Annotated in this window: 14 protein-coding genes; 6 read left to right on the forward strand and 8 right to left on the reverse strand. The window is 70.8% G+C overall.

What is annotated here, in order from left to right; genetic code table 11:
• Positions 1–149 precede the first annotated feature (149 nt).
• The 3 genes from VGR06_RS17035 to VGR06_RS17045 are packed head-to-tail and all read right to left on the reverse strand — an operon-like array spanning position 150 to position 11,806.
• A complete protein-coding gene (locus VGR06_RS17035; protein WP_327560059.1) occupies positions 150–9,461 on the reverse strand; it encodes a non-ribosomal peptide synthetase in 9,312 nt (3,103 codons plus the stop codon).
• 1 nt (position 9,462) lies between these two features.
• Complete coding sequence (locus VGR06_RS17040) at positions 9,463–10,764, reverse strand: serine hydrolase domain-containing protein (protein WP_327560060.1); 1,302 nt, start codon at positions 10,762–10,764, stop codon at positions 9,463–9,465.
• Positions 10,765–10,798: 34 nt separating this feature from the next.
• Positions 10,799–11,806 carry a TauD/TfdA family dioxygenase gene (locus tag VGR06_RS17045; RefSeq protein ID WP_327560061.1) on the reverse strand — a complete coding sequence of 336 codons (1,008 nt, stop codon included), beginning with the start codon at positions 11,804–11,806 and terminating at the stop codon, positions 10,799–10,801.
• A 261-nt stretch (positions 11,807–12,067) separates the two neighbouring features.
• On the opposite strand from VGR06_RS17045, the gene VGR06_RS17050 reads away from it, so the two are divergent.
• Complete coding sequence (locus VGR06_RS17050) at positions 12,068–13,096, forward strand: porin PorA family protein (protein WP_327560062.1); 1,029 nt, start codon at positions 12,068–12,070, stop codon at positions 13,094–13,096.
• Positions 13,097–13,196: 100 nt separating this feature from the next.
• Here VGR06_RS17050 and VGR06_RS17055 read toward each other — a convergent pair whose 3' ends face one another.
• Positions 13,197–13,928 carry an alpha/beta hydrolase gene (locus tag VGR06_RS17055; RefSeq protein ID WP_327560063.1) on the reverse strand — a complete coding sequence of 244 codons (732 nt, stop codon included), beginning with the start codon at positions 13,926–13,928 and terminating at the stop codon, positions 13,197–13,199.
• A gap of 228 nt (positions 13,929–14,156) precedes the next feature.
• Positions 14,157–14,723, reverse strand: coding sequence for a dihydrofolate reductase family protein (locus tag VGR06_RS17060; protein ID WP_327560064.1), 567 nt, complete (start codon positions 14,721–14,723; stop codon positions 14,157–14,159).
• A gap of 207 nt (positions 14,724–14,930) precedes the next feature.
• On the opposite strand from VGR06_RS17060, the gene VGR06_RS17065 reads away from it, so the two are divergent.
• The 4 genes from VGR06_RS17065 to VGR06_RS17080 all read left to right on the forward strand — a co-directional run bounded on the left by VGR06_RS17065 (position 14,931) and on the right by VGR06_RS17080 (position 18,207).
• Positions 14,931–15,551 (forward strand): dihydrofolate reductase family protein, encoded by a 621-nt coding sequence (locus VGR06_RS17065; RefSeq protein WP_327560065.1) that lies wholly within the window; start codon positions 14,931–14,933, stop codon positions 15,549–15,551.
• A 53-nt stretch (positions 15,552–15,604) separates the two neighbouring features.
• A complete protein-coding gene (locus VGR06_RS17070) occupies positions 15,605–15,928 on the forward strand; it encodes a YciI family protein (RefSeq protein ID WP_327560066.1) in 324 nt (107 codons plus the stop codon).
• A 2-nt stretch (positions 15,929–15,930) separates the two neighbouring features.
• Positions 15,931–17,157 (forward strand): RNA polymerase sigma factor, encoded by a 1,227-nt coding sequence (locus tag VGR06_RS17075; RefSeq protein WP_327560073.1) that lies wholly within the window; start codon positions 15,931–15,933, stop codon positions 17,155–17,157.
• Positions 17,158–17,373: 216 nt separating this feature from the next.
• The gene (locus VGR06_RS17080) at positions 17,374–18,207 is read left to right on the forward strand and encodes a hypothetical protein (protein WP_327560067.1); all 834 of its coding nucleotides are present in this window, start codon (positions 17,374–17,376) and stop codon (positions 18,205–18,207) included.
• Here VGR06_RS17080 and VGR06_RS17085 read toward each other — a convergent pair.
• The 3 genes from VGR06_RS17085 to VGR06_RS17095 form a co-directional block, all read right to left on the reverse strand.
• Positions 18,197–19,414 carry a Fic family protein gene (locus VGR06_RS17085; protein WP_327560068.1) on the reverse strand — a complete coding sequence of 406 codons (1,218 nt, stop codon included), beginning with the start codon at positions 19,412–19,414 and terminating at the stop codon, positions 18,197–18,199. The genes VGR06_RS17080 and VGR06_RS17085 overlap by 11 nt on opposite strands.
• A gap of 343 nt (positions 19,415–19,757) precedes the next feature.
• Positions 19,758–20,471, reverse strand: a complete 714-nt coding sequence (locus VGR06_RS17090) for a polysaccharide deacetylase family protein (protein WP_327560069.1) — start codon at positions 20,469–20,471, stop codon at positions 19,758–19,760.
• The gene (locus VGR06_RS17095) at positions 20,468–22,351 is read right to left on the reverse strand and encodes a PHB depolymerase family esterase (RefSeq protein ID WP_327560070.1); all 1,884 of its coding nucleotides are present in this window, start codon (positions 22,349–22,351) and stop codon (positions 20,468–20,470) included. Before VGR06_RS17095 ends, VGR06_RS17090 begins: the two co-directional genes overlap by 4 nt.
• 214 nt (positions 22,352–22,565) lie before the next feature.
• Between VGR06_RS17095 and VGR06_RS17100 the strand changes: the two genes are divergently transcribed.
• Positions 22,566–23,852, forward strand: a complete 1,287-nt coding sequence (locus VGR06_RS17100; RefSeq protein WP_327560071.1) for an SGNH/GDSL hydrolase family protein — start codon at positions 22,566–22,568, stop codon at positions 23,850–23,852.
• Positions 23,853–23,942 lie beyond the last annotated feature (90 nt).

A 23,942-nucleotide genomic window follows, 5' to 3' on the forward strand; every position in this document is an offset into this window, starting at 1 on the left:
GAGCTGGTTCCCAGCGCCACGCGCGGGTAGGGAGCCCCAAACAGTGATCTTGTGGACGGTGATCACCATTTGTGGACGAAAGTGCTTGATTTCCACCCATTTCCGTCCCGAAACGGTGATCATGAACCTCACGGCCACCCCAACACTCCCTAATTGCGCTCGCTCGCGAGCCGTTCGCCGGCCGCCGCCTCGTACTGGGCCAGGATCAGGTCTTCCAGCCGGCCGGCCAGGGCGGCGACGGTCGGGGCCTCGAAGATCACCCGGGGCGACAGCTCAACGCCGAACGCACGGCGCACCCGGGAGGCGAGCCGCAGGCTCACGATGGAGTCGCCGCCCAGCAGGAAGAAGTCGTCTTCGACGCCGACCCGGGACGCGCCGAGCAGCTCCGACCAGATGCCGGCCAGCGCCTCCTCGGTCGGGGTGCGCGGCGCGACGTGGCCGTCCCCGTTTTCGCCCGGCTGCTCGAGCTTCGCCAGGGCGGCCTGGTCGATCTTGCCGTTCGCGTTGAGCGGCAACCGGTCCAGCGCCACGATTTGGGCCGGCACCATGTAGCCGGGCAACCGCTCGGCCAGCCAGCCACGCATCTCGGCGGTGTCGACGGCCGGTGCCACGAACGCGGCCAGTTGGGTGCGGCCGGACTCCCGCCGGACCTGCACCACGGCCTCGGTCACCCCGGGACACGCCCGCAGCGCCACCTGGATCTCGCCCAGCTCGATCCGGAACCCGCGCACCTTCACCTGGTTGTCCGCCCGGCCCTGGAACTCCAGGTCGCCGGCGCGGCCCCAGCGGACCAGGTCCCCGGTGCGGTAGAGCCGGCCGCCCGAGCCGAACGGGTCGGCCACGAACCGTTCCGCGGTCAGCCCCGGCCGGCCGACATATCCCCGCGCCAGGCCGGTTCCGCCGAGGTACAGCTCCCCGGTCACGCCGGCCGGCACCGGCCGCAGGTATGGATCCAGCACATAGGCCAGCGTGTTGTCCATGGGCAGGCCGATCGGCGCGATCCCGGCCCGGGCCTGCTCAACCGTCATCTCCCGGCAGGTCGCGTAGGTGGTGCACTCGGTCGGCCCGTAGACGTGGAACGCCACGGTGTCCGGGCAGTGCTCGAGCACCCGGGCGAACGCCCGTGGTGAAGCCGCCTCGCCGCCGGTCCAGACCTCGTACACCCCGTTGAAGCAGTCCGGCTGCTCGTCGGCCAACAGGTTGAACAGCGCCGTGGTGACGAACACCGTGGTGAGGCCGTGCTCGGCGACCATTCGCCTGACCAGCGCGGCGTCCACATCGGACGGTGGGACCACGATCCGGCCGCCGTTCAGCAGCGGCGTCCAGATCTCGTAGGTGGACGCGTCGAACGCCTGGGGTGAATGGAAGGGCACGCACTGGTGCGCGGGCGACCGCAGCCGGTGGTCCCACGCCAGGCTCACCACGCCTCGGTGCGTGACGCCCACGCCCTTCGGCTGTCCGGTCGAGCCGGAGGTGAACATCAGGTACGCCAACCGGTCGGGTTCGATGGTCAGGCCGGGGTCGCTCTCCGGCTGCCGGTCCAGGTCGGGCTCCTCGTCCACGACGATCACCGGTAGGTCCCCCGCCCGGCCGCGCGTCGCCTTGTCCGTCAGCACCACCGCCGCCCCGGTGTCCTCGAGGATCAGCCGGGTGCGTTCCGCCGGGTTACTCGGGTGCAGCGGCACGTACACGCCACCGGCCTTGAGGATCGCCAGGAACGCCACCAATGGGTTCGCGGAACGGTCGAACAGCGTGGCCACCCGCGACTCGGCGCCGACGCCCCGCGTGATCAGCAGGTGCGCCAACCGGTTCGCCCGCGCGTTCAGCTCCGCGTAGGACAGGGTCTCGGCGGCGGACACGGCGGCGACCGCGCCCGGGGTGCGCCGCGCCCACTCCTCGAACAGCTCCGGCACGGCCCGGGCCGGATAGGCGGTGGTGGTCTCGTTGCACCCCTCGACGAGCCGCCGGTGATCCCGTTCCGGGAGCAGCGGAACCATACACAGTGGACGGTCGAGGTCGGCGACCATCCCGTCCAGCAACACGGTCAGGCTCTCGCCGAGCCGCCGCACGGTCCGCTCGTCGAACAACTCCGGGTCGTAGCGCAGCACGAACGACAACCCGCCGTCGGCGTACACCACGAGGTTCAGCGGGTAACCGGTGACCTCGACCCCGCTCACCTCACCGAGCCGCGGCCCGTGCCCGTTCGTCGGCGCCTTGTCGATCGGGTAGTTCTCGAACACCACGATGCTGTCGAACATGCCGGCGCCCCGCTCGAGACCCGCGACGGCCTGCATCCGGGTGAGCGCGAGGTAGTCGAACTGGCGGGCGCGCACCTGCTCGGCCTGCAGGTCGTGCAGCCACGCCCGCACCGGGCGCGGACCGTCCACAGTGGTCCGAACCGGCAGCGTGCTGATGAAGATGCCGGCGATGCCGGCGGCACCGGTGAGCCCCGCCGGGCGCCCGGACACCGTGGCACCGAAGCACACGTCGGGTTCGCCGCCGTGCTCGGCCAGCAGCAGCGCCCACCCGCCCTGCACGAGCGTGTTGAGGGTCAGCCCGTTGCGCCGCGCGCATTCCGTGACGCGCGTGGCGAGCCCGGCCGGCAGGCTCAGCTCCTGCCACCCGGTCGCGCGCGGCTGGTACCCCGGTGCCGGCGTCCGGTCGTAGGGCAGCCGGGTCGGCGAGCCGAGGCCGGACAACGTGCCCCGCCAGTACTCCTCCGCGGCCGCCTCGTCCTGATCCCGCAGCCAGGCGACGTAGTCCCGGAACGGCCGCCGTACCACCGGTGTCGCTCCCGCGTAGCCGGCGAGCACGTCGGACAGCACGTGGAACGCGCTCCAGCCGTCCAATAGAAGATGATGGAACGTCCATACGAGACAGACACGGTCACCGGTGACCTGAATGATCGCCACCCGGGTCAGCGGCGCCCGGGTCAGGTCCATGCCCATGGCCCGGTCGTCTGCCAGCAGCCGGCGCAGCCGGTGCCGCCGCTCGGCTTCGGACACGCCGCGCCAGTCGAGGAGCACGACCGGCAGCCGCACCTCACGCTGGACGATCTGCTGTGGACGATCCAACCCCTGCCAGGCCGCCGCCGTGCGCAGGATGGGGGTCCGGTCGACGACCCGCTGCCACGCCTCGGCCAGCGCCCGGGCGTCGGTGACGCCGTCCACCTCGACGTCGAGCTGGGCCAGGTACACGCCGGCGTCCGGGGTCATCAGCGAGTCGAACAGCATGCCGCTCTGCGTGGGCGTGAGCGGGTAGATGTCCTCGACGCCCAACCCCGCCAGTGAGTCCACAGTGGACTGATCCAGCCCGGCCAGCGGGAAGTCCGACGGCACGAACGCACTCGCGCCGTTGTCCGCGCTGTCCCGCACGATTCCGCGCAGCGCCCAGCACAGCTCGCCGGCCAGCCGCCGCACGGTCTCCTCGCGGTGCAGGTTCTCCGAGTAGTACCAGGTGAACTCCAGCCGGCCGGCCCGCACGGCGCCGACCACGTCCAGCTCGTGCAGCCGGGTGTCCGCCGGATCCTGGTGCAGATCCAGCTCGGACACCGTGCGGTACCGGCCTTCTCCGGGCCCGGCGTCGAAACGGCCCAGGTAGTTCAGCCCGACACGGGGATGCGGGTCGTCCGCCAGCTCGCCGGCGAGGTAGCGCAGCGCGCCGTAGCCGAGTCCGCGCCGCGGGACCGACCGCACGGCCTCCTTGACCGAGCGGAGCAGGTCGTCCCAGCCGGCGTCTGCGGGCGTGTCCACGGCCAGCGGGTAGTACGCGGTGAACCAGCCGACCGTGCGGGTCAGGTCGACGCCGTCGAACAGGTCCTCGCGCCCGTGGCCCTCCATCGCGATCAGCACCCGGTCCCGGCCGGTCCACCCGGTCAGCACCCGGCCAAGGGCGGCCAGCAGCACGTCGGTGAGCTCCGCGCGGTAGGCCCGCGGAACGTCCCGCAGCAGCGCCCGGGTGGTGGCGGTGTCCAGCTCGATCCGCACGGTTCGGGTCGACCCGGCCGTGTTCGGGCCTGAGCCGTCCCGCGGCAGCCACGGATCCGCCTTCCGGTCCGGATGCGTCCAGTACGCCAGCTCGCCGTCCACGCCGTCCTGCGTCAACCGGCGCGCCCAGTCCCGGAACGAGGTCGTCCGGGCACCGAGGTCGATCGCCGCGCCCGAACCGGCCTGACGGTAGGCGGTGGCGAGGTCGTCCAGCAGGATGCGCCACGACACCCCGTCCACCACCAGGTGGTGCGCCACGATCAGCAGCCGGTTCGCCCGCCGGTCGAGCACGAACCGGATCAGCGGGCCGTGCTCCAGATCCATCGGGCCCAGGAATGCGATGAATGAGTCATTCACTGCGTCGGGCGCACTGAATGAGTCATTCATCGCATCAGCCGCCACGTTGACCTGCCGCCACTGCCCGTCCACGCGGGTGAAGCGCAGGCGCAGCGCGTCGTGGTGCGCCACCACGGCGTGCACCGCGGCCCGCAGCGCCGCCTCGTCCACCTCGCCGGCCAGCTCCACGGTGAGGAACTGGTGGAACACCCCGGGCACGGTGAGCCGCTCGAAGAACATGCGCTGGATCGGGGTCAGCGGCACGTCCCCGGTCACCGGCCCGCTGGCAGTGCCCTTCCCCGCCGCGTCCACGGTGACCCGCTCGGCCAGCGTGGCGACGGTCTGCGCCAGGAACAGGTCCTTGGAGTGCAACCACAGCCCGGCCTGCCGGGCCCGGGACACGAGCTGGATGGCCAGGATCGAGTCCCCGCCGAGCGCGAAGAAGTTGTCCTCCACGCCGACCCGCTCCACGCCGAGCACCTCGGCCCAGATGGCCGCCAGCCGCTCCTGCACCGGATCGGCGGGTGCCACGAAACCGGTCTCCGGGAGGGAGTCCGGCGCCGGCAGCGCCCGCCGGTCGATCTTCCCGTTGGCCGTCATGGGGAGCTCGTCGAGCACCAGGAACGCCGAGGGCACCATGTAGACCGGCAGCGACTGCGCGACGAACGCGGTCAGCCCGGCAATGTCCACAGTGGACCCATCGGCCGGCACCAGGTAGCCGACCAGGCGCTTGTGTCCCGGCTTGTCCTGCCGGGCCAGCACGACGGCCTTGGCCACGCACGGATGCTTGGCCAGCACCGTCTCGATCTCGCCCAGCTCGACCCGGTAGCCGCGGATCTTGATCTGGTTGTCCAGCCGCCCGACGAAGTCCAGGTTCCCGTCCGGGAGCCAGCGGACCAGGTCGCCGGTCCGGTACAGCCGCGCGTCTTCGTCGGGGCTGAACGGATCGCGGACGAACCGCTCGGCGGTCAGCTCCGGCCGGCCGGCGTAGCCCCGGGCCAGGCAGTCGCCGCCGATGTGCAGCTCGCCGGGAATCCCGATGGGCACGGGGTTTCCGTGCGCATCGAGCACGTACAGCCGGGTGTTGGCGATGGGCGCGCCGATCGGCGGCAGCACACCGGCCGGCGCGCTCCCCTCGTCGGCCACGTCCACCCCGGTCACCAGCACGGTCGCCTCGCTGGGGCCGTAGTGGTTGACGAACCTCAGCGCGGAGCCCGGGCGCGGCCGGCGGCGCAGCACGTCGGCGCCGGTCATCAGCACCCGCAGCCGGGTCGGCACCCGCTTCAGCTCGTCCAGCACCGCGTCGATCCGCGGCGTGGGCACGAGCGTGATCGTCACGTCCAGGTCGGCGAACCACCGGACCAGGTCACGCGGATCGGCCAGGACGTCCTTGGTGGCCACCGCGACCCCGGCGCCGGCGACGAGGCTGCCCCAGACCTCCAGCGCCACCGGGTCGAACCCGACCGACACGATCTGCGCGCCCCGGTCCGCCGGCGTGATCCCGTAGTGCGCCCGGTACCAGGTGGCGAGGTTGACCACGGAGCGGTGCTCGACCTGCACGCCCTTGGGCTGCCCGGTCGAGCCGGAGGTGTACACCAGATAGGCCAGGTTCCGCGGCCCCACCGCCGTTCGCGGCGCGTCCGCCCGGGCGTGCCCGCCGATCAGCACCGTGTCCACATCGGACGGTGGCAGCTGGTCCAGCATCGCGGACTCGGTCAGCACCACCGGCATTGCGGTGTCGGCGATGATGTAAGCCAGCCGCTCGGGTGGCAGCTCGGGGTCGAGCGGCACGTACGCGCCGCCGGCCTTGAGCACGCCCAGCAGGCCGACGACGAACCCGGGGCCGCGCTCCAGGAACACACCGACCGGCACGTCCGGCCCGACGCCAAGACTCGCGAGCCGGTGCGCCACCCCGTTGGCCCGCCCTTCCAACTCGGCGAACGTCAGGCTCTCCGTGCCGCAGGCCACGGCGACGCCCTCGGGCCGGCGCCGGGTCTGCTCGGCGATCAGCTCGTGCAGGCACCGGTCCGCGGGGAACGGCATGGCGGTGCCGTTCCACTCGACGAGCACCCGGTGGCGCTCGGCCCCGGTCAGCAGCGGCAGGTCGGACAGCGGCCGGGTCGGGTCGGTGAGCACGCCGTCCAGCAGCACCAGCAGGTGCCCGGCCAGGCGCTCGACGGTCGCGGCGTCGAACAGGTCGGTGTTGTACTCGATCACCGCGGTGAGCGCGCCGGCGGACTGGGTGAACTCGATGTCCAGGTCGAAGATCGCCGAGACCTTCGGCAGCTCGATCTCCGCGCAGTCCAGGCCGTCCAGCGCGATCGGGCCCATGGGCGCGTTGTGCAGCGCCACGATGACCTGGGCCAGCGGCGTGCGGCTCGGGTCGCGGTCCGGGCACAGCTCGTCCACCAGCCGCTCGAACGGCACGTCCTGGTGGGCGAACGCGCCGAGCACGGTTTCCCGCACCTGGCCCAGAAAGTCCGCAAAGGACAGATCGGCGGCCACGTCCGACCGGAGCACCAGAGTGTTGATGAAGCAGCCGATGAGACCCTCGAGCTCGGGCCGGTTGCGCCCGGACATCGCGGTGCCGACGACCACGTCGCGCTGCCGGCAGTACCGGGCGAGCAGCACCTGGCAGGCCGCCACCAGCACCATGAACAGCGTGGCGCCGGTGCGCCGGCCCAACTGCCGCAGCCCGGCGGTGATCCCGTCCGGGACGGCGAACCGGTGCGCCGCGCCCGCGGTGGTCTTCACCGCCGGGCGCGGCCGGTCGGTGGGCAGCTCCAGCGGCGCGAGATCGTCCAGCCGGTCGCGCCAGTACCGCAGCTGCCCGTCCAGCGCCTCGTCGGTGAAGACCCGGCGCTGCCACACCGCGAAGTCGTGGTACCGCACCGGAAGCGGAGCCAGCCCGGCGTCCCGGTGGCGCCGCGCCGCGCGGTAGAGCGCACCCAGCTCGTTCGCGAGCACGCCCATGGACCAGCCGTCGATGACCGCGTGGTGCATGCTGAGCACCAGCACGTGGTCGTGGATGTCCTGACGCACCAGCAACATCCGGAACAGCGGCCCGCGCCGCAGGTCGAACGGGCGGTTCGCCTCCTGGCGGAGCAACCGGTCCAGGCCCTCCGCGCGCTCGTCTTCCTCCAGCTCGAGCAGGTCGGCGGCGGCCACCGGAAGGTCCACTTCGGACCCGGTCACCGCGGTCGGGCGCCCATCCACGACAGTGAACGTGGTACGCAGCGGCTCGTGCCGGGCCACCAGCTCGCGGCAGGCCACCGTCAGCGCCTCCACGTCCAGCTCGCCGCGCAGCCGCACGCCGTGGCAGACGTTGTACTCCACGGCGTCCGGCGCGAACTCGTGCGAGAACCAGAACCGCTGCTGCGCAAAGGAAAGCGGCAGATCAGCGTCGTCCGCTACCGGCTCGATCCGCTCCTGCGCCCCGGTGTCCCGTCCGGTGAGCCGGGTGGCCAGCGCGGCCACCGACGGCGTGTCGAACAGCGCCTTCGCCGGGAGGTCGACACCCAGCCGGGAGCGGACCCGGGACAGCACCCGGACGCCGAGCAGCGAGTCGCCGCCTAGGGCGAAGAAGTCGTCCGTGGCGCCGACCCGGTCCAGGCCGAGCACCTCGGCATAGATCGCCGCCAATGCCTCCTCGGCCGGGTTCGCCGGGGCGACGTGATCCCTGTCCGGGCCGGTGGGCGCCGGCAGCGCCTTCCGGTCCACCTTCCCGTTCGCGTTGAGGGGCAACCGGTCCAGCACCACGAACGCTGCTGGCACCAGGTGGTCCGGTAGCCGGTCGGCGAGGAACTCGCGGCAATTCGGGTTTCCGGTGGCCACCACGTAGGCGACGAGCCGCTTGTGACCCGATTCCTCGGTGCGGGCCACCACCACCGCGTCGGCGACCTCGGGGTGCTGGCGCAGCGCGTGCTCGATCTCGCCGAGCTCGATCCGGAACCCGCGGATCTTGACCTGGTCATCGGCCCGGCCGAGGAAGTCCAGCGAGCCGTCCGGCCGGCGGCGCACGAGGTCACCGGTGCGGTACAGGCGTTCCCCGGGTGCGGCGACGAACCGTTCGGCGGTCAGCCCCGGGCGGTTCAGGTACCCACGGCCGACCCCGATGCCGCCGGTGTACAGCTCGCCGATCTCTCCGTCCGGCACCGGCCGCAGCCGGTCGTCCAGAACCCGCACGGTGGTCCCGTCGATGGACCGTCCAATGGGGACGGCGGATACGGAGGACCGCTGCGGGATCACGTGGCACGTGGTGAACGCCGAGTTCTCGGTCGGCCCATAGCAGTTGACCAGGCCGAGCTCCGGGTACCGCTCCCGGATCCAGGCGAAGTGGGTGGGCGAGGCCAGCTCGCCGCCGGTGAGCAACCAGCGCAACCCGGCGAACACCGAGATGTCGTCGTCCACGACCTCGTTCAACATCGCGGTGGTCAGGAAGAGCACGGTGCAGCGCGTTTCCCGGAGGAGCACGCCGAGCTCGGTCACCGAGGGCACGCCGGGTGGCGCCAGCGCCAGCCGGCCGCCGTTCAGCAGCGCGGCCCAGACCTCGAACGTCGAGGCGTCGAAGGAGATCGACGCGACCTGAGTGACCACATCGGACGGGGTGAGCGTCATGTAGTCCGGATCGCACACCAGCCGCACCACGCCGCGGTGCTCGATCAGCACGCCCTTCGGCAGCCCGGTCGAGCCCGACGTGTACATCACGTACGCGACGTTCTGCGGCCGTACCACGACATCCGGCGGCTCGGCACGCTCGTGGTCGAGGAACAGCACGGCGGAGTCCGGCACCGGCAGCCGGTCGCGCAGGTGCGCCTGGGTGAGCACGACCGGTGTGCCGCTGTCCTCGAGCATGAACGACAGGCGCTCCGGCGGGTAGGCCGGGTCCAGCGGCAGGTACGCGCCGCCGGCCTTGAGCACCCCGAGCAGCGCCACGATGAGATCGAGGCCACGCTCGAAACACAGGCCCACCAGCGTGTCCGGCCCCGTGCCGCGCGCGATCAGCCGGTGCGCCAACCGGTTCGCCCGCCCGTCCAGCTCCGCGTAGGTCAGCGAGTCCGAGCCGCAGGTCACCGCGACCTGGTCCGGGGTCCGCGCCGCCCACTCCGCGAAGATCTCGTGCACGCACCGCTGGTCCATGTCAAACCCGTGCTTTCCGCCGGACGACCCGGCCGCCGATCTCCATGAGCCGAATCGAGTCGCCGCCGCGGACGAACCGGCCCGCCACGGGAAGCTCCGTGCCGGTGGGGTCCTCGGCGGAGAACAGCAGGCCCTCGTAGAACGTCAGGTGCCGGGGCAGCCCGTCGTCCAGGTCGAGGGTGAGCAGGCCGTCGCCGCCGCGGGCGACCGCATAGATGACGTCGCCGTTGAGGTACTCGCCGGCGCAGTCCGGCACCTCGGCGGCGGGACGCGCGGTGACCGTGGGCGCCGGGTAGTTGCCGACGTCCAGGCCGGCCTCGCGCAGCTCCGCCAGCAACTCCTCCCAGAGCCGCAGACCATTGCCGGCGTTGGTGGTCATGGCGAGCACCACCCCGCTGTCCGGCTCGAACCGCAGGTTGCAGGTCGTGCCGTCGGTGGTGCCGTCGTGCCCGAACCAGTCCACGTCGCCGGCCCGGAACCGGGCGAGGCCGAGCCCCCAGCCGGCGGCCAGCCCGAACGGTGTGACCTCGCCGGCACCGGTCCGCATCCGCCTGAGCTCCGGGTCGGCCAGGTGCATCCGGCCGAACGCCAGCAGGTCCGCGGCACTGCCGGCGAGGCCGCCGGCCGGGGCGTCGAACACCGCGCACAGCGGTTCGACCGGAATCGTGCGGTCCAGCTTCAGGCTCACCGAATGCCCGGAGACGGAAGGCCCGCGCCGGGGCGGGTTCCGCGGGTCGGCGCAGAACGCCGGCTCGACGCCCATCGGATCCAGCACCAGCGACTCGACCGCGTCCCACCAGGACAGGCCGGTGACGTCCTCGACCATGAGTCCACAGAGGACGAACCCGGCATTGGAGTAGGAGAACGCGACCCCGGGAGGTTGGATCGGCTCCAGCGCCCGGGCGGCCAGCGCGTGCCGGCGGAACGAGGCCGGTGCGGCGCCGTTCTCCGGGAAGTCGCAGGGCAGCCCGCTGGTGTGGCTGAGCAGATGGCGCGGCGTGACCATCTTGTCGAAGCGCTTCGACGCTCCGGCCAGTTCGGGGATCACAGCACCGATCGGCTCGTCGAGGTCGAGGTCGCCCTCGGCGGCCAGCCGCATGAGCACCGTCGCGGTGAACGACTTCGTCACCGACCCGTAGGGAAACGTGGACGCCCGGGTGACCGGCGCCGCAGCGCCGAAGCGCTCCACCCCGGTCTCGGCGAACAGCGCCGCGCCGCCCACGCACAGGGCGACCTGCGCGCCCGGCGTCCGGTTCCGCTCCGCCAGCGCGGTGAGCATGCGTCCGAGGTGGTCCGTGTTCATCAGCCGCCGCCCTTTCGCTTCCGCCCGCGGCCGCTCAGACGATGACTCTGGTCAGCGACCGGGTCTCCACGAACACCCGGCGGATGTCGCGGATCACGTTGACCCGCTTCAGCCAGCGGTCGTGGCCGTCGTAGCGCGGGCTGAACGGCTCGCGGCCGTGCACCACCCGGTAGTTGTCCAGGAAAGCCATGTCGCCCGGTTCGAGCACCACCCGCTCCACCGACGCCCGGAGCGACTCGAACGCCTGGCTCATCGCCGCGTCCGCCTTACCGTCCAATGCGGACGCGAAGTCGAAGTCGATGCGCAGGTAAGGGAACTCCGGCGGTCCGAAGAGGACCGACCCGTCCTGGCTCACCCGGTTCTCGTGCCGCCCGGCGAGTTGCTCCGCGTCCAGCTCGGTGTTCTCGTGCGAGTCGTCGGCGTAGAACCGGAACCGGTCGGCGGAGAGGATCTCCCGGACGTCGTCGGGCACGTCCATCCGGTCCACCCGGACGAACGTGGTTCCGGTCGCGTCGGGGTTGCGCAGACAGAGCAACCCCACGTAGTCGCTGCGGCAGGGGTGGTGCACATCCTCCGTGTGCAGCGCGAGGTTCAGCTCGCTGCTGGCGCTGGTGAGCGAGCGCTCCAGGCCGGGCGCCGGGCACACGTCGTGCACGATCCGGCCGTTCTGCTGGTCCGACCAGCCGAACGGGTCGCCCAGCGCGCCGGCGCAGAGCATGCACAGCAACTCCTCACGCAGCCCCGCGCCGGTCTTCGCGGCCAGCTCCCAGCCGGTCGGCGTCGGCACGAGGTCCTCGCTCAGCGGCAGCCCGGACACGATGGTCACGTCGGCCTGCTCGGTGCGCGCGCGGGCGAGAAAATGCCGCAGCCGCGCCGGCAGGTACTGGGCCACCGCGGCGGCCTCGCCGGTGAACGCCAGCGCGTCCCACGGCTGCCGCCGCGCCAGGGTCTCGTCTCCCAGCCGGGCGATCTCGGCACGCTCGTCCGCGCGCAGGACCAGGGACTCCACCGAGCCTGACCGTTCACCGGCACGCTCGTTCACCCGCAACATCCCAGATTTCCTTTCAAGGGCCGCATCGGAACCAACACCTGCGCCCGGACTCACTCAGCGTCCCCAAGGCCTCACGCGGTCTCTACGTCTTTAAGCCACCGCTGAACGTGCCGATCAGTCCGTTTAGGACGCTGCAACCGGGAATGCGTCCGCTCAGCGGGCGGCCGCGTGCGAATGCCCAGGAAACCCGCGATTGGCGCACCCGGCGGCGCGTGCCAGGATCGGCATCCTTCGACCCACCAGGAGGGATCCATGCGCCGCTCGTCCGTGGTGCTCGCCGTGCTCGGCGTCCTGCTCATCGCGGCCGCCGCCGTCACCCGGTTCGCCATCGTGCCCGCCGGGACCAAACTGCCGGGCGACCTCGACACCACCGTCCACTACGCGGGCAAGGGCTCGGCCCTCAACGCGAGCGCGATCCTCGGCGGCAACCCCGCCAACGCCATCGCCCGCAACGTCGACATGACGCTGGACAGCCACTTCACGGTCTCCCGGACCGACGGCGACACGGCCGTCATTCACATCGATTCGACCCTGAACGGCGCCGGCACACCCATCGCCGACAACCACGTCTACGCCATCGACCGGCGCACCCTCACCGAGGCCGCCGCCCCCGCCGGCGAGCAGGTCGAGAAACACTCGGGCCTCACCATCGCGTTCCCCGTCGACCCCAAGGCGGACAACTCCTACAAGTACTTCGACCCGACCACCCAGACCTCCCCGACGTTGACCTTCGTCGGCACCGACACCAAGGGCGGCCGCGCCGTCAACCACTACACCGCCCAGGCCACCGGCCCGGTCAAGGACTCGAAGCTCTCCGCGACCCTGCCCCCGGTCCTCCCCAAGGCCCTCGCCACCCAGCTCCTCCCGCTGCTCCCGGCCGACCTCCAGGCCCGCCTCGCCCCCATCGCCGCCCAGCTCCCCGACCTCCTCCCGCTCACCTACACCGCGACCGCCAAGTACGACCTCTACGCCGACACCAAGCTCGGCGCCCCCATCGAAAGCGCCACCCAGCGCACCATCACCGCGAACGTGTCGCTCGGCGCCCAGAGCATCCCGCTCCTGCCGGTCCTCGACGTCAACCTGACCCAGACCCCCGCCTCGGTGCAGGAGCTGGCCGACCGCGTCAACTCCGACGCCACCAAGCTCGCCCTGCTCGGCACCTGGCTCCCCCTCGCCGCCCTGATCATCGGCGTCCTCCTCATCGGTTTCGCGGTCATCCGGCGCAAGCCGGCGACCACACCGGCTGCGCCGGCTGCCAAGGAGGCGAGCCCTGAAGAGTGACGGTTGGCAGGTGGACCGCCCGGCCCACCTGCCCCGTCCTCGATGAGCGGCATCCTGGCCGGCAGCTCCGCTCGTCTGCTGCCGGCCGGACGGCCCGGCCTCACTTCACGTGCCGGGCGAAGAACCGGTTCGCGTCGTCCCCCTCGAACTGCGGGACGCCGGTGTGCCCGCCCATGTTGGCGTGCAGCGTCTTCTCCGTGGAGCCGAAAGCGTCGAACAGGTCCAGGGCCAGCTGCCGGTCATTTCCTTCGTCGTCCCACTGCAACAGGACCAGCAGCGGAATGGTGACCTGCCGGGCCTGTTCGAACAGGGTGCGGGGCACGAAACTCCCGGCGAACAGCAGGGCGGCCGAGATGCGCGGCTCGACCACCGCCAGCCGGATGCCGATGGAGATCACCCCTCCCGCGTACCCGACCGGGCCGCCGATCTCAGGCAGCGCAAGGAGGGCGTCCAGGGCGGCCCGCCATTCCGGGACCGCCTTGTCGACCAGTGGGAGGACGAGCCGGTCGACGATCTCGTCGTCGACCGGCTCGCCGGCCTCCAGCGCCCGGCGCAGGTCGGCGCGGGCCTCCTCGGCGGCGGCGGAACGGGGCCGGTCACCGCTGCCGGGGAGCTCGAGGGTGGCCGCGGCGAAGCCCTCCGCCACGCAGTGCCGGGCCCGGGCCACCAGGCGGGGGTACATCCGGCGCAGACCGCCGGGGTGGCCGACCAGGATCAGCGGAGCCGGTGCGGGTGCGGATGCGGGCGTCCACAGGACGCCGGGGATCTCGCCGAGGGTGAACTCGCGCTCGAGGACACCGCCGTCAAGGCGCTGTTCGGAGGTGAATCGCATGGTCGTGCCTTTCGGGAGTGCTCTTCAACGGCGCTCCCGGACGACCTACCGCCCGACCGTGACCCCGGAGGGAAGCACCCATGTCGATACGTTCACGGGTACCACCTCCTCGATCTTCTCGCACGGCCTCCGGCAAAGTAGCCGTGGTCGCCGTGGTCCGCCAACAGGTTTTCGCGGAGGCTCCCGGACCCGCCGCGAAGGCGGTCACGCTCGGCCAGCAAGCGTGGTTCAGCGCCTCGTCTCGTACCGGGTCAGGACCACGCCGCCGGGGAAGGTCCGCGTCTCGACCAGGTTCAGGTTCACCCAGCTGTCCAGCGCGGTGAACAACGGCGTGCCGCCGCCCACCAGGACCGGGTAGGTGGCCAGCACGTACTCATCGATCAGCCCGGCCCGCATGGCCGCCCCGGCCAGCGTCGCGCCGCCGATGTCCATCGGGCCGCCGTCCCCGGCCTTGAGCCGGGTGATCTCGGCGAGCGCGTCGCCGGTGACCAGGCGGGTGTTCCAGTCGACCTTGTCGATCGTCGAGGAGAACACCACCTTCGGCAGGTCCCGCCAGAGGCGCGCGAACTCGATCTCCCCCGGCGTGGCGTCGGGCTGCTGGTCGCCGGTCGGCCAGTAGGAGCTCATCGTCTCCCACAGCTTGCGCCCGTAGAGCGACAGGCCGCTGGCCCGCACCTGGTCGCTCCACCACCCGAACAGCTCGTCGCTCGGTGGCCCGCTCCAGCCGATGTCGTCGCCGGCCGCGGCAATGTAGCCGTCCAGGGTCAGGTTCATGCCGAAGATCAGTTTCCGCATCGCGCCAGCCTCCCGTGAGTCGGTCTCACGCATACCGACCGGACCCGCGCGAGAAACTCATCGGTGTGCGATCGGATCGCTGACGGCCGGCGTCCGGAAAGTTCGTCAAAGAAGTTCGGGAGGCGGTGTCGGATCGGGGTGGTGGTGTTCGTAGCAGCGGTGCGGCCGCCTACAAGGGGGCGGCGCCGAGGTAAAGGAACCGCGATCATGAAGCTGACGACCGTGACTCAGGTCACCATCGATGGAGTGATGCAGGGAAACGGTGGTGCGTCGGATGAGGACCGCAGGAACGGATTCGAGCGCGGCGGATGGGCCCTGGGGGCGGGTGACAGCGAGACCCACGCGTTCATCAACCAGACCTACCAGCGCGCCGAGGCGTTCCTGTTCGGCCGGCGGACCTACGAGCTGTTCGCCGGCTCGTGGGGGTCCTTGACGGAACAGGATGTCCCTGGCTGGGAGCCCGTCATGCGGGCATTGAACACACGGCCCAAGTACGTCGCATCGACCACCCTCACCGATCCAGCGTGGTCGGGCACCACCGTGCTGTCCGACGACCTCGCGACCGCCATCGCGGACCTGAAGGCCAAACCGGGAGGTGAGCTGCAGGTGCACGGCAGTGGCGCGCTGACCCGGTGGTTGCTGGCGAACGATCTGGTCGACGAGCTGATTCTGATCGTCGTTCCCGTGGTTCTCGGCCAGGGCGCGCGGTTGTTCCCGGAGGCCGGCCCGGATCTTGCGCTCGACCTGGTCGAGTCGCGGGTCGACTCGAAGGGCGTGACGATCCAGGTCTACCGGCCGGCCGGGCGCCCGCAGTATGCAGGAAACTGACGCACCTGACCGGTACACCACACCGTCTCGACACCACAGGGGATGATCTTCAGATGCAGTATCTGGTTTCCGTGATCGATGACAAGAGCAATCCCGGCCGCACCGACCGGCAGCCTGCCATCAGCGCGTTCAACGAACGACTGATCGCCGAGGGCTACTGGGTTTTCGCGGGCGGACTCGCGGACACCGACGCGGCCACGGTCATCGACAACCGGGGCGAGCAAGCGGTGTTCAGCGACGGGCCGTTCGTGGAGTCGAAGGAGTACCTCGCCGGCGTCTGGGTGTGGGAGGCCCCGGATCTGGATGTGGCGCTCAAGCTCGCCGCCGAAGGGTCGAAGATCTGCGACCGGAAGGTCGAGGTGCGGCCGTTCCTGTGAGCGTGGTCGACGTCCGGGAGACGATCACCCAGGCCCACCACGAGGAGTGGGCCCGGGTGGTCGCCGCCCTGACCAGGCGTTTCGGTGACCTCGACATCGCCGAGGAGGCCGCGGCCGAGGCGTTCGCGACCGCCGTCGAGCGGTGGCCGGCCGACGGCGTGCCCCCCAACCCCGGCGCCTGGCTGACCACCACCGCCAACCGCAAGGCCATCGACCGGCTCCGGCGCGAGAACAAGCGCGACGACAAGCACATGGAGGCTCAGCTGGTGTACGACGACGACCCGCCCGAGCCTCTCGGCGCCATCGACGACGAGCGGCTCCGGCTGATCTTCACCTGCTGTCACCCGGCGCTCGCGATGGAGACCCGCGTGGCGCTGACGCTGCGCATGGTCGGCGGTCTGACCGTGCCCGAGATCGCCCGTGCCTTCCTGGTGCAGGAGACCGCCATGGGGCAGCGGATCACCCGCGCGAAGGCCAAGATCAAGGCGGCGCGCATTCCTTATCGGGTGCCGTCCGCGGAGGATCTCCCGGCACGCGTCTCCGGCGTACTCGCCGTCCTGTTCCTCGTCTTCAACGAGGGCTACCTGGCGACCGGCCCCGACGCCGATCCCGTCCGTCACGACCTGACCGCCGAGGCGATCCGGCTCACTCGCCTGATCCGTGCCCTCCTGCCGGACGACGGTGAGGTGGCCGGGCTGCTGGCGCTGATGCTCCTCATCGAGGCCCGCCGCACCGCCCGGGTCTCGGCCAGCGGCGAACTGGTCCCGCTCGATGAGCAGGACCGCGGCGCCTGGGACGCGGCGCTGGTCGCCGAGGGTCACCGGCTGGTGCGCGAGCGCCTGGCCGCCGGGGTGGCGCCGGGTCGCTACCAGATCCACGCCGCGATCAACGCCGTGCACACCTGCGCCCGCGACATACGCGACACCGACTGGTCGCAGGTCCTCGCCCTCTACGACCAGCTCGTCCACCTCGACCCCTCGCCGATCGTCGCCCTCAACCGGGCCATCGCCCTCGCCGAGCTGGACGGACCGGAGGTGGCACTGGCGGCCGTCGACCGTCTCGAGGACAAGCTGGCCGGCTATCACGCCTACCACGCCACCCGCGCCGACCTGCTGCGCCGGCTGGGCCGCAGTCAACAGTCACGCGCGGCCTACGACGAAGCCATCGAGCTGGCCGGCAACACCGCCGAGACCGCCTACCTGACCCGCCGCCGCGACCAGCTGGGGTAGCGCCCACGAATCCCGATCGACACCCCGCGCGTGGCTCTCGCCCACCACCCAGGTCCCACGTGCCACACCGGACACTCCTGCCCCGTAGGCCTCGATTGTCACCCGGGTGGTGGGACGGCTCGTGTCGTTAGGGTGTGGGACACACCTGGTCGGGCACGATGCTTCGGTGGATGGTCGAGCCGGGGCGATGGGCGGTCGGTGGAGGTGAGGGTGCGGGTGAGCGTGTCGCCTGAGCACGCGGAGCCGGCGCGGGTGGCCGACCTGGTGCGGCGGTTGAGCGAGGAGCCTGACCCGGCTTGGTTGGTCGAGCACCACAAAGAGGTGCTGGGCGTCATTCTCGCCTGTGACCGGGACGGGCTGCGGGAGATGGGGGCACGGCTGGCGTTCGCGGTGTGGCCGGTCGCGGGCTCGGTGCCCGACCCGGAGTGGTGGCGGGAGCTGGCCGGCGCGGGTGAGGCGCTGGCGATCGCGGTGCGGGACCCGGCGATGCTGGTGGACCTGCTGGATCGGAGTGCGCGGGTGTTCGCGGCGCAGGGGCAGCGGGCGGACGCCGAGGCTCAGTGGGTGCGGGCATTGGCGATCACGCGGCGGCCACCGGGTGCGGAGCTTCGGGGGCGCGGGGTGGCGATCCTGAGTGAGCTGGGGGCGTTGTACCGGGAGTGGGGGCGGCTGGGGAAGGCGCTCGACGCTTACCTCGGGCTGGTTGACCTGCGGCGGGCGGCCGGCGATCCGCGGGAGACGGCTGAGGCGCTGGCCACGGTCGCGGCGACGATGTATGCGGCGGGCCGGGCGGGGTCGGCGGCCGGGTATTTCGCTCAAGCAGCCGACGCGATGCCGGAGGACACCGACGATCCGCTGTATCCGCGGATTCTGGTGTGGTGGGGCCGGGTGCTGTGGGAGCAGGGCGAGCGGGGGCCGGCGCGGCGGCGGTGGAGCGAGGCGTTGGCCAGGGTCGTCGACGTGGACGAGGAGTTGGCAGAGCACGTCCGGGCGTTGCTGGCTGCCGAGGCTGATGCGCCGCTTCCGGGTGGGTACCCGATCACTGGTTGAACACCTGGTCGTCCCCGTCGGGTGGCATGGGGTCGCTCAGTTCGAACAGGTGCAGCACGTCGGGCACGACGAAGACCTGGCGGTAGGACTTGCCGTTCAGGCTCTGGAGCACGCCGATGCGTTTCAGTTGTTTGGTGAGGCTTGCCGCGTGTTGTACGGACATGCCGTTGCGCTGGGCGATCTGAAGGTTCGTGGTGAGCGGGGTGGCGGTGAGGTCGCGGGTGACCCGAATGATTCCGTCCATCCGTTTACCGAGCCGTGCGAGGTGTTGCTCGCTGAGCTCTTCGACGCGGTAGATGAACCGTAGCTGGTCTCGGCACAATGCGACGATTCCGGTGGCGAAGAACACCAGGAATCCGTCGAGATCGCCGTCGTGCACGAGGGCGAGAATACGGTCGCGGTAAATGTCGCGCTCGCGGCTGAGCCAGTCCGATATGGGGAGCAGGGCGTCGCGGAGGGCGCCCTCGCGAATCAGGGCGAGGGTGATGTAGAGCCGGGCAAGATGGGCGGAATAGGCGACGGGCGACAATACGGCCAGTTGATAGTGGCCGAGGGCGACGCGGGCGAGGAGCGGGGCCTCGCAGCCGGAGTCGACCCAGGTCGACCACTGCATGCCGCCGGTCTGGAGCTCGACGCCGGGCGGGGCGGCCACCAGGTAGGCGGCCGCGGGGTCCCGGCCGCCGAGCCAGGTGGGCTCGGTTCGCCACTCCACGCCTTTCACGTGGTCTTCGCCGGGTACGCCGAGCGCGTCGAGCTTGCCGGCGAGCAGGGACCCGAGCCGGGACAGCAGCGTCAGGTTGATCACTCCGCCGCCGCGGACCCAGTCGACGGCCGCGTCGCCGGCATGGAGGTAGCGGGCGAGATTGTGATCTGCCGGGGGTTCCGCCACGACGCCGGGCAAATCGGCGACGAGCAACTCGCGCAGCGCGGCGAACTCGCCGCCGAGCTCACCGGAACTGCGCGCGTCGCGTAATTGGTTCAAACGCACCAGCCCGGCCCGGTTCGGTAAGCGTGCCGCGGCTTCGTCCAGCCGGCCAATGGCCTGTTCGGCTTCGGCGAGTATCCGATAGGTCGACGGCTGCAGTCGAACCATGGACGGCAGCGGATGCGGCAGAAACGCCCCCTCCTGGCGCAGCCGCTCGGGAAGGTCGACGTTCCCTTCCACCGGGAACCACCGGCCCATCTCCCCGGGCACAGCTTCAGACATGGCGGAAAGACTGGCCGACGGAACAGAAAAGCACCAAACCCTTCAAAGCGCACATTCAAGATCACCAACCCGCCCGCGCGCTCACGGGCCGTGACCCCATTGCCCGGCGCGCCAAACCGCAACCCCGCAGCCCACCCTGCTCAAACCGATTTGCACGAAACCCCGCCCCCTCACCTCCAAAACGGTCCGTAACAACAACCGCGACAGCCGCACTCAACATTCGAACAAATGTTCGACCCGATGTCAAGACTGCGCCCAACCCGTGACCCGAAGGTGTGCTGACCCGCCAGGGCATGCGGAAGCGGCGGGCCCCGGGGGACCCGCCGCTACTGGCTCACCGCGGTCAGGGAGCGACGGCGATGGCGTGGAAGATCTGTCCGGCTCCGCTGATGTTCGTCGGGGTGAACACGATCCGGCCCGGGCACAGGCCTCGGCTGGACAGGCCGCTGAGGATCTGCGGCAGGGCCTGGATCGTGGTCCGGAAACCTTCGTGCATCAGGATGATGCCGCCCGGGCGCAGGGTCGAGGCGGCCTGCACGATCTGCGCGGTGGAGGCGCCCGCCCAGTCGCGGCTGTCCACCGTCCAGAGCACCTCGGTGAGGCCGAGCCGGGCCTCGTCGTTGCGGACGGTCGCGTTGGTTTCGCCGAAGGGTGGGCGGAACAGGGTCGGAGTGAGGCCGGTGATCTGGCGGATCACCTGCTGCGCCCCGTTGATCTCGTTGAACGCGGCCGGCTCGCCGATCTGGGTGAGGTGCGGGTGGGTCATGGTGTGGTTGGCGATCCACATGCCGGCGGCCTGCGTGGCGCGCAGCAGGTTCGGGTTCTGCTGCGCGTGCTGGCCCCAGATGAAGAACGTCGCCCGGGCACCGCCGGCCCGCAGCGCGTTGAGCAGCGACTGCGTGGTGCCCGCGTTCGGCCCGTCGTCGTAGGTCAGGCCCACGTAGCCGTTGCTGCAGTTGGCATCCGTGCGGTCGGAGGTGGCGGCCGCGGGGTTGCCGGGCAGCAGGGCCGCGGCCGCCACCATGACCAGGGCGACGACGATGCGCAGGATCCTCATCGGTGTGCCGCCGATCGGTAGGCCCGGGCCATGGCCGCGTAGGCGGGCTTCGGCAGGTAGTTCTCGTCGAACGGCAGGGCCGCACCCTGCCCCGGGAAGAACGGCGGAATCCAGGAGTCGCGGTCGCCGATGCCCCACTGGGTGATGCCGACGCAGCGCTTCACCGCCAGGCACGCGTTGGTCACGGCGGCGTAGTCGGCGGCCTGCTGGGCCAGCTTCGCGTCGTCGACCGGCAGTTGCATCCGGATGTCCAGCTCGGTGATGGCGACGTCCAGGCCGAGCTTGGCGAACCGCTCGATGTTGGCCTGGGTGCTGGCCGGCACCTGACCGAGGATGAGATGCCCCTGGATGCCGATGCCGTCCAGCGGGACGTGCCGCTCTTTCAACGCCTTGGCCAGGTTGTACATGGCGTCGCTCTTGGCGCTGATGCCCTCGATGTTGAAGTCGTTGAGGTACAGCTTGGCCTTCCGGTCCGCGGCCCGCGCCGCCCGCAGCGCGATGGCGACGTAGTCCACGCCCATCGCGTTGAAGAACGGTGTCGACCGGAACGTGCCGTCCTCGTTGAACGGCTCGTTCACCACGTCCCAGGCGTACAGCCGGCCGGCGAAGTGGCCCGCCTCCGCGGCGATGTGCCGTTCCATTGCCGGCCGGACCTGATCGGCCGGCAACTGGCTGACCCATGGCGCCAACTGGCTGTGCCACACCAGGGTGTGCCCGCGCGCCCGGTCGTGGTTCTCCCGCCCGAACGCCAGAATCTGCTCGGCCGGAGCGAAGTTGAACACGCCGGGCGACGGCTCCGTGGTCTCCCACTTCATCGCGTTGCCGGGCGTGACCATGTCGAACTGGGCCTTGGCCACCTCGGTGTAGCCCTGGTTGGTGCCCAACTCCTCGAGCACGAGCGCGTTGCCGTAGTACCGCCCGGTCCGTTCGGCCAAAGTGGACAGTGGAACCCGGTCGGAGAGACCGAAGAACCGGATCACGTACGAGGCGAGGTTGTTCGGGGTGAACACCGGCAGGTTGTGCGAACCGCCCGCGATGCTGATCGCCTCGACCGCCACCCCGCCGGACCGGTCCGCGTACCGGGTGCGGGTCCAGTTCGGCTCCGGGCTGTCGGTGGACGTCGGCGTCTGACTCAGCCCGGAGACGTTGGTCCACTGCTTGATCTCCTCGCCGAAGTTCGGGTAGTGCAGGATGGTGTCCTCGGTGCCGTGCCACAGCTGCATCCGTGGACGCTGTCCATGGAAGCGCGGGTCCGCGGCGCGCACCAGGTCGCCCCACTCCTGCGGGGTCTTGCTGACCAACCCGTTGGCACACTCGCTGTTCCACTCCGACCCGTTGGTCGTGGCGAAGCAGGCGAACGGCACCCCGGCGAACGCCGCGCCGGCCTTGAAGATCTCCGGATAGTCGCCGAGCAGGACGTTGGTCATCATCGCGCCGGAGGACAGCCCCGTCGCGAACACCCGGTCGTCGGCGTGGAAGCGCCGCTGGACGTACCGGACCATGGACACGATCCCGGCCGGGTCGCTGTGCCCGTCGTGCTTGAGCGCCTCGGGTGAGGACACGTCGAAGCAGTGCGAGGCCCGGGTCGCCGACGGGTAGATCACGATGAACCCGTACTGGTCGGCGAGCGAGGCGAACGGGGTGCCGGCGAAGAACACCGGACCGGAGCCGGTGCAGAAGTGCAGCGCCACCACCACGGCCGGGTGTCTTTCCACGGTGTCCGGCACGTAGAGGTGCATCTGCAGGTTGGTCGGGTTGTAGCCGAAGTCGGCCACCTCGACCAGCGACGCCGCCGAGGCCGGGGTGGAGCCGACGAACAGCGTGGTCGTCGCGAGGAGCAGAGCGAGGAGGCCCGACAGGGCCCGGCGCAGGGTACGCATGCGTCTCTCCTTGACGTCGGCGTCAGGGGCGCGACTTGCGAAACATTTCATACCACGATCCGATAGGTTTCAAAAGGGCTGGTCGCACTTAGGTCGCATAGGTTGGACCTTTGATGGTTGACCTGGCAGCCCAGCGCGCTTTACGTTCGAGAAACCTACCGATGATGTTCCGAAAATTTCGGAGTTCGTGATGCGCGTCCGAACGAGGTCATCGTTGCTCAGCATTACCGTGGTGGGGGTGCTCACCGCCGCCGCCCTCTCCGCCGCCCACGTCATCGGCGGCGCCGGCAGGCAGGCGGATCCCGGCTCGGATTTGCGGGGAACCGGCCCGCGGTGGGTCGGCACCTGGGTGTCGATGCCGCAGCTGACCGAGCCCGGCAACATGCCCCCGCCACCGTTCACCGGGACCGGCGTGGTGTTCGCGGACAGCACGCTGCGCCAGACGGTACGGGTGTCGATCGGCGGCAGCCGGCTCCGGCTGCGGTTCTCCAACGCGTTCGGTGGCGCCGCGCTGCCGATCACCGCGGCGTCCGTGGCGCTGCCGGCCGGCGGGCGCGCCGGTACCGGCGCGATCCAGGACGGCACGGCCCGGCCGGTCACCTTCCACGGCCGCGCCTCGGTGACGATCCCGGTCGGGGCGCAGATGGTGTCCGACCCGCTGGACTTCGACCTGGCGCCGCGATCGAACCTCACCGTGACGACCTACCTGGCCGAGGGGCAGGCGTCCACGAACGTCACGTCCCATCCAGGATCCCGGACGACGTCCCACATGCTGGCCGGCAACCACCTCACGGACACCGAGCTGACCGGCGCGACGACGGTCGCCCACTGGTACTTCCTCAGCGGAATCGAGGTGCCGTCCAGAAATGCGGACGCCGCCGTGATGCTGGGCGACTCGCTGACCGACGGCCGGGGCTCCACCACCGACGGCAACGACCGCTGGCCGGACCAGCTGCTGGACCGGCTGCAGTCCGAGCACCGCACGTCCGGCATCGCGATCCTGAACCAGGCGGCCGGCGGCAACCGGGTGCTCAACGACGGCCTCGGCCCCAACGCCCTGGCCCGGCTCGACCGCGACGTGCTGGCGCAGAGCGGGGTGAGGTGGCTGGTGGTGTTCGAAGGGATCAACGACATCGGCACCGCCGCGGCCACCGAGGCCGCGCAGAAGAAGGTCGCCGACGACCTCGTCGCCGCCTACGACCAGATCATCACGCGCACCCACGCCCAGGGTGTCCAGGTCTTCGGCGCCACCCTGCTTCCGTTCGGCGGCAACGGCTTCGACGACCCGACGGGGTTCCGGGAGTCCGCCCGGCAGACGGTCAACCAGTGGATCCGCACCAGCCGGGCGTTCGACGCCGTGCTCGACTTCGACCGGGTGACCCGGGACCCGGCCAACCCCCGCCAGCTCCTGGCCGCCTACGACACCGGCGACCACCTGCATCTGAACCCGACCGGCTACCGGGCCCTGGCCGACGCGTTCCCGTCCCATCTCTTCCGCTGACGAATATCGGAAACCTTTCCGAGGCGCTGTGTCCAATTCCACACGAGGAACATTCAAAACGATCACACAACTCGGCGGTGGGTGGGTTCA

This window comes from Actinophytocola sp., assembly GCF_036002505.1.
Lineage (GTDB): Bacteria > Actinomycetota > Actinomycetes > Mycobacteriales > Pseudonocardiaceae > DASYTH01.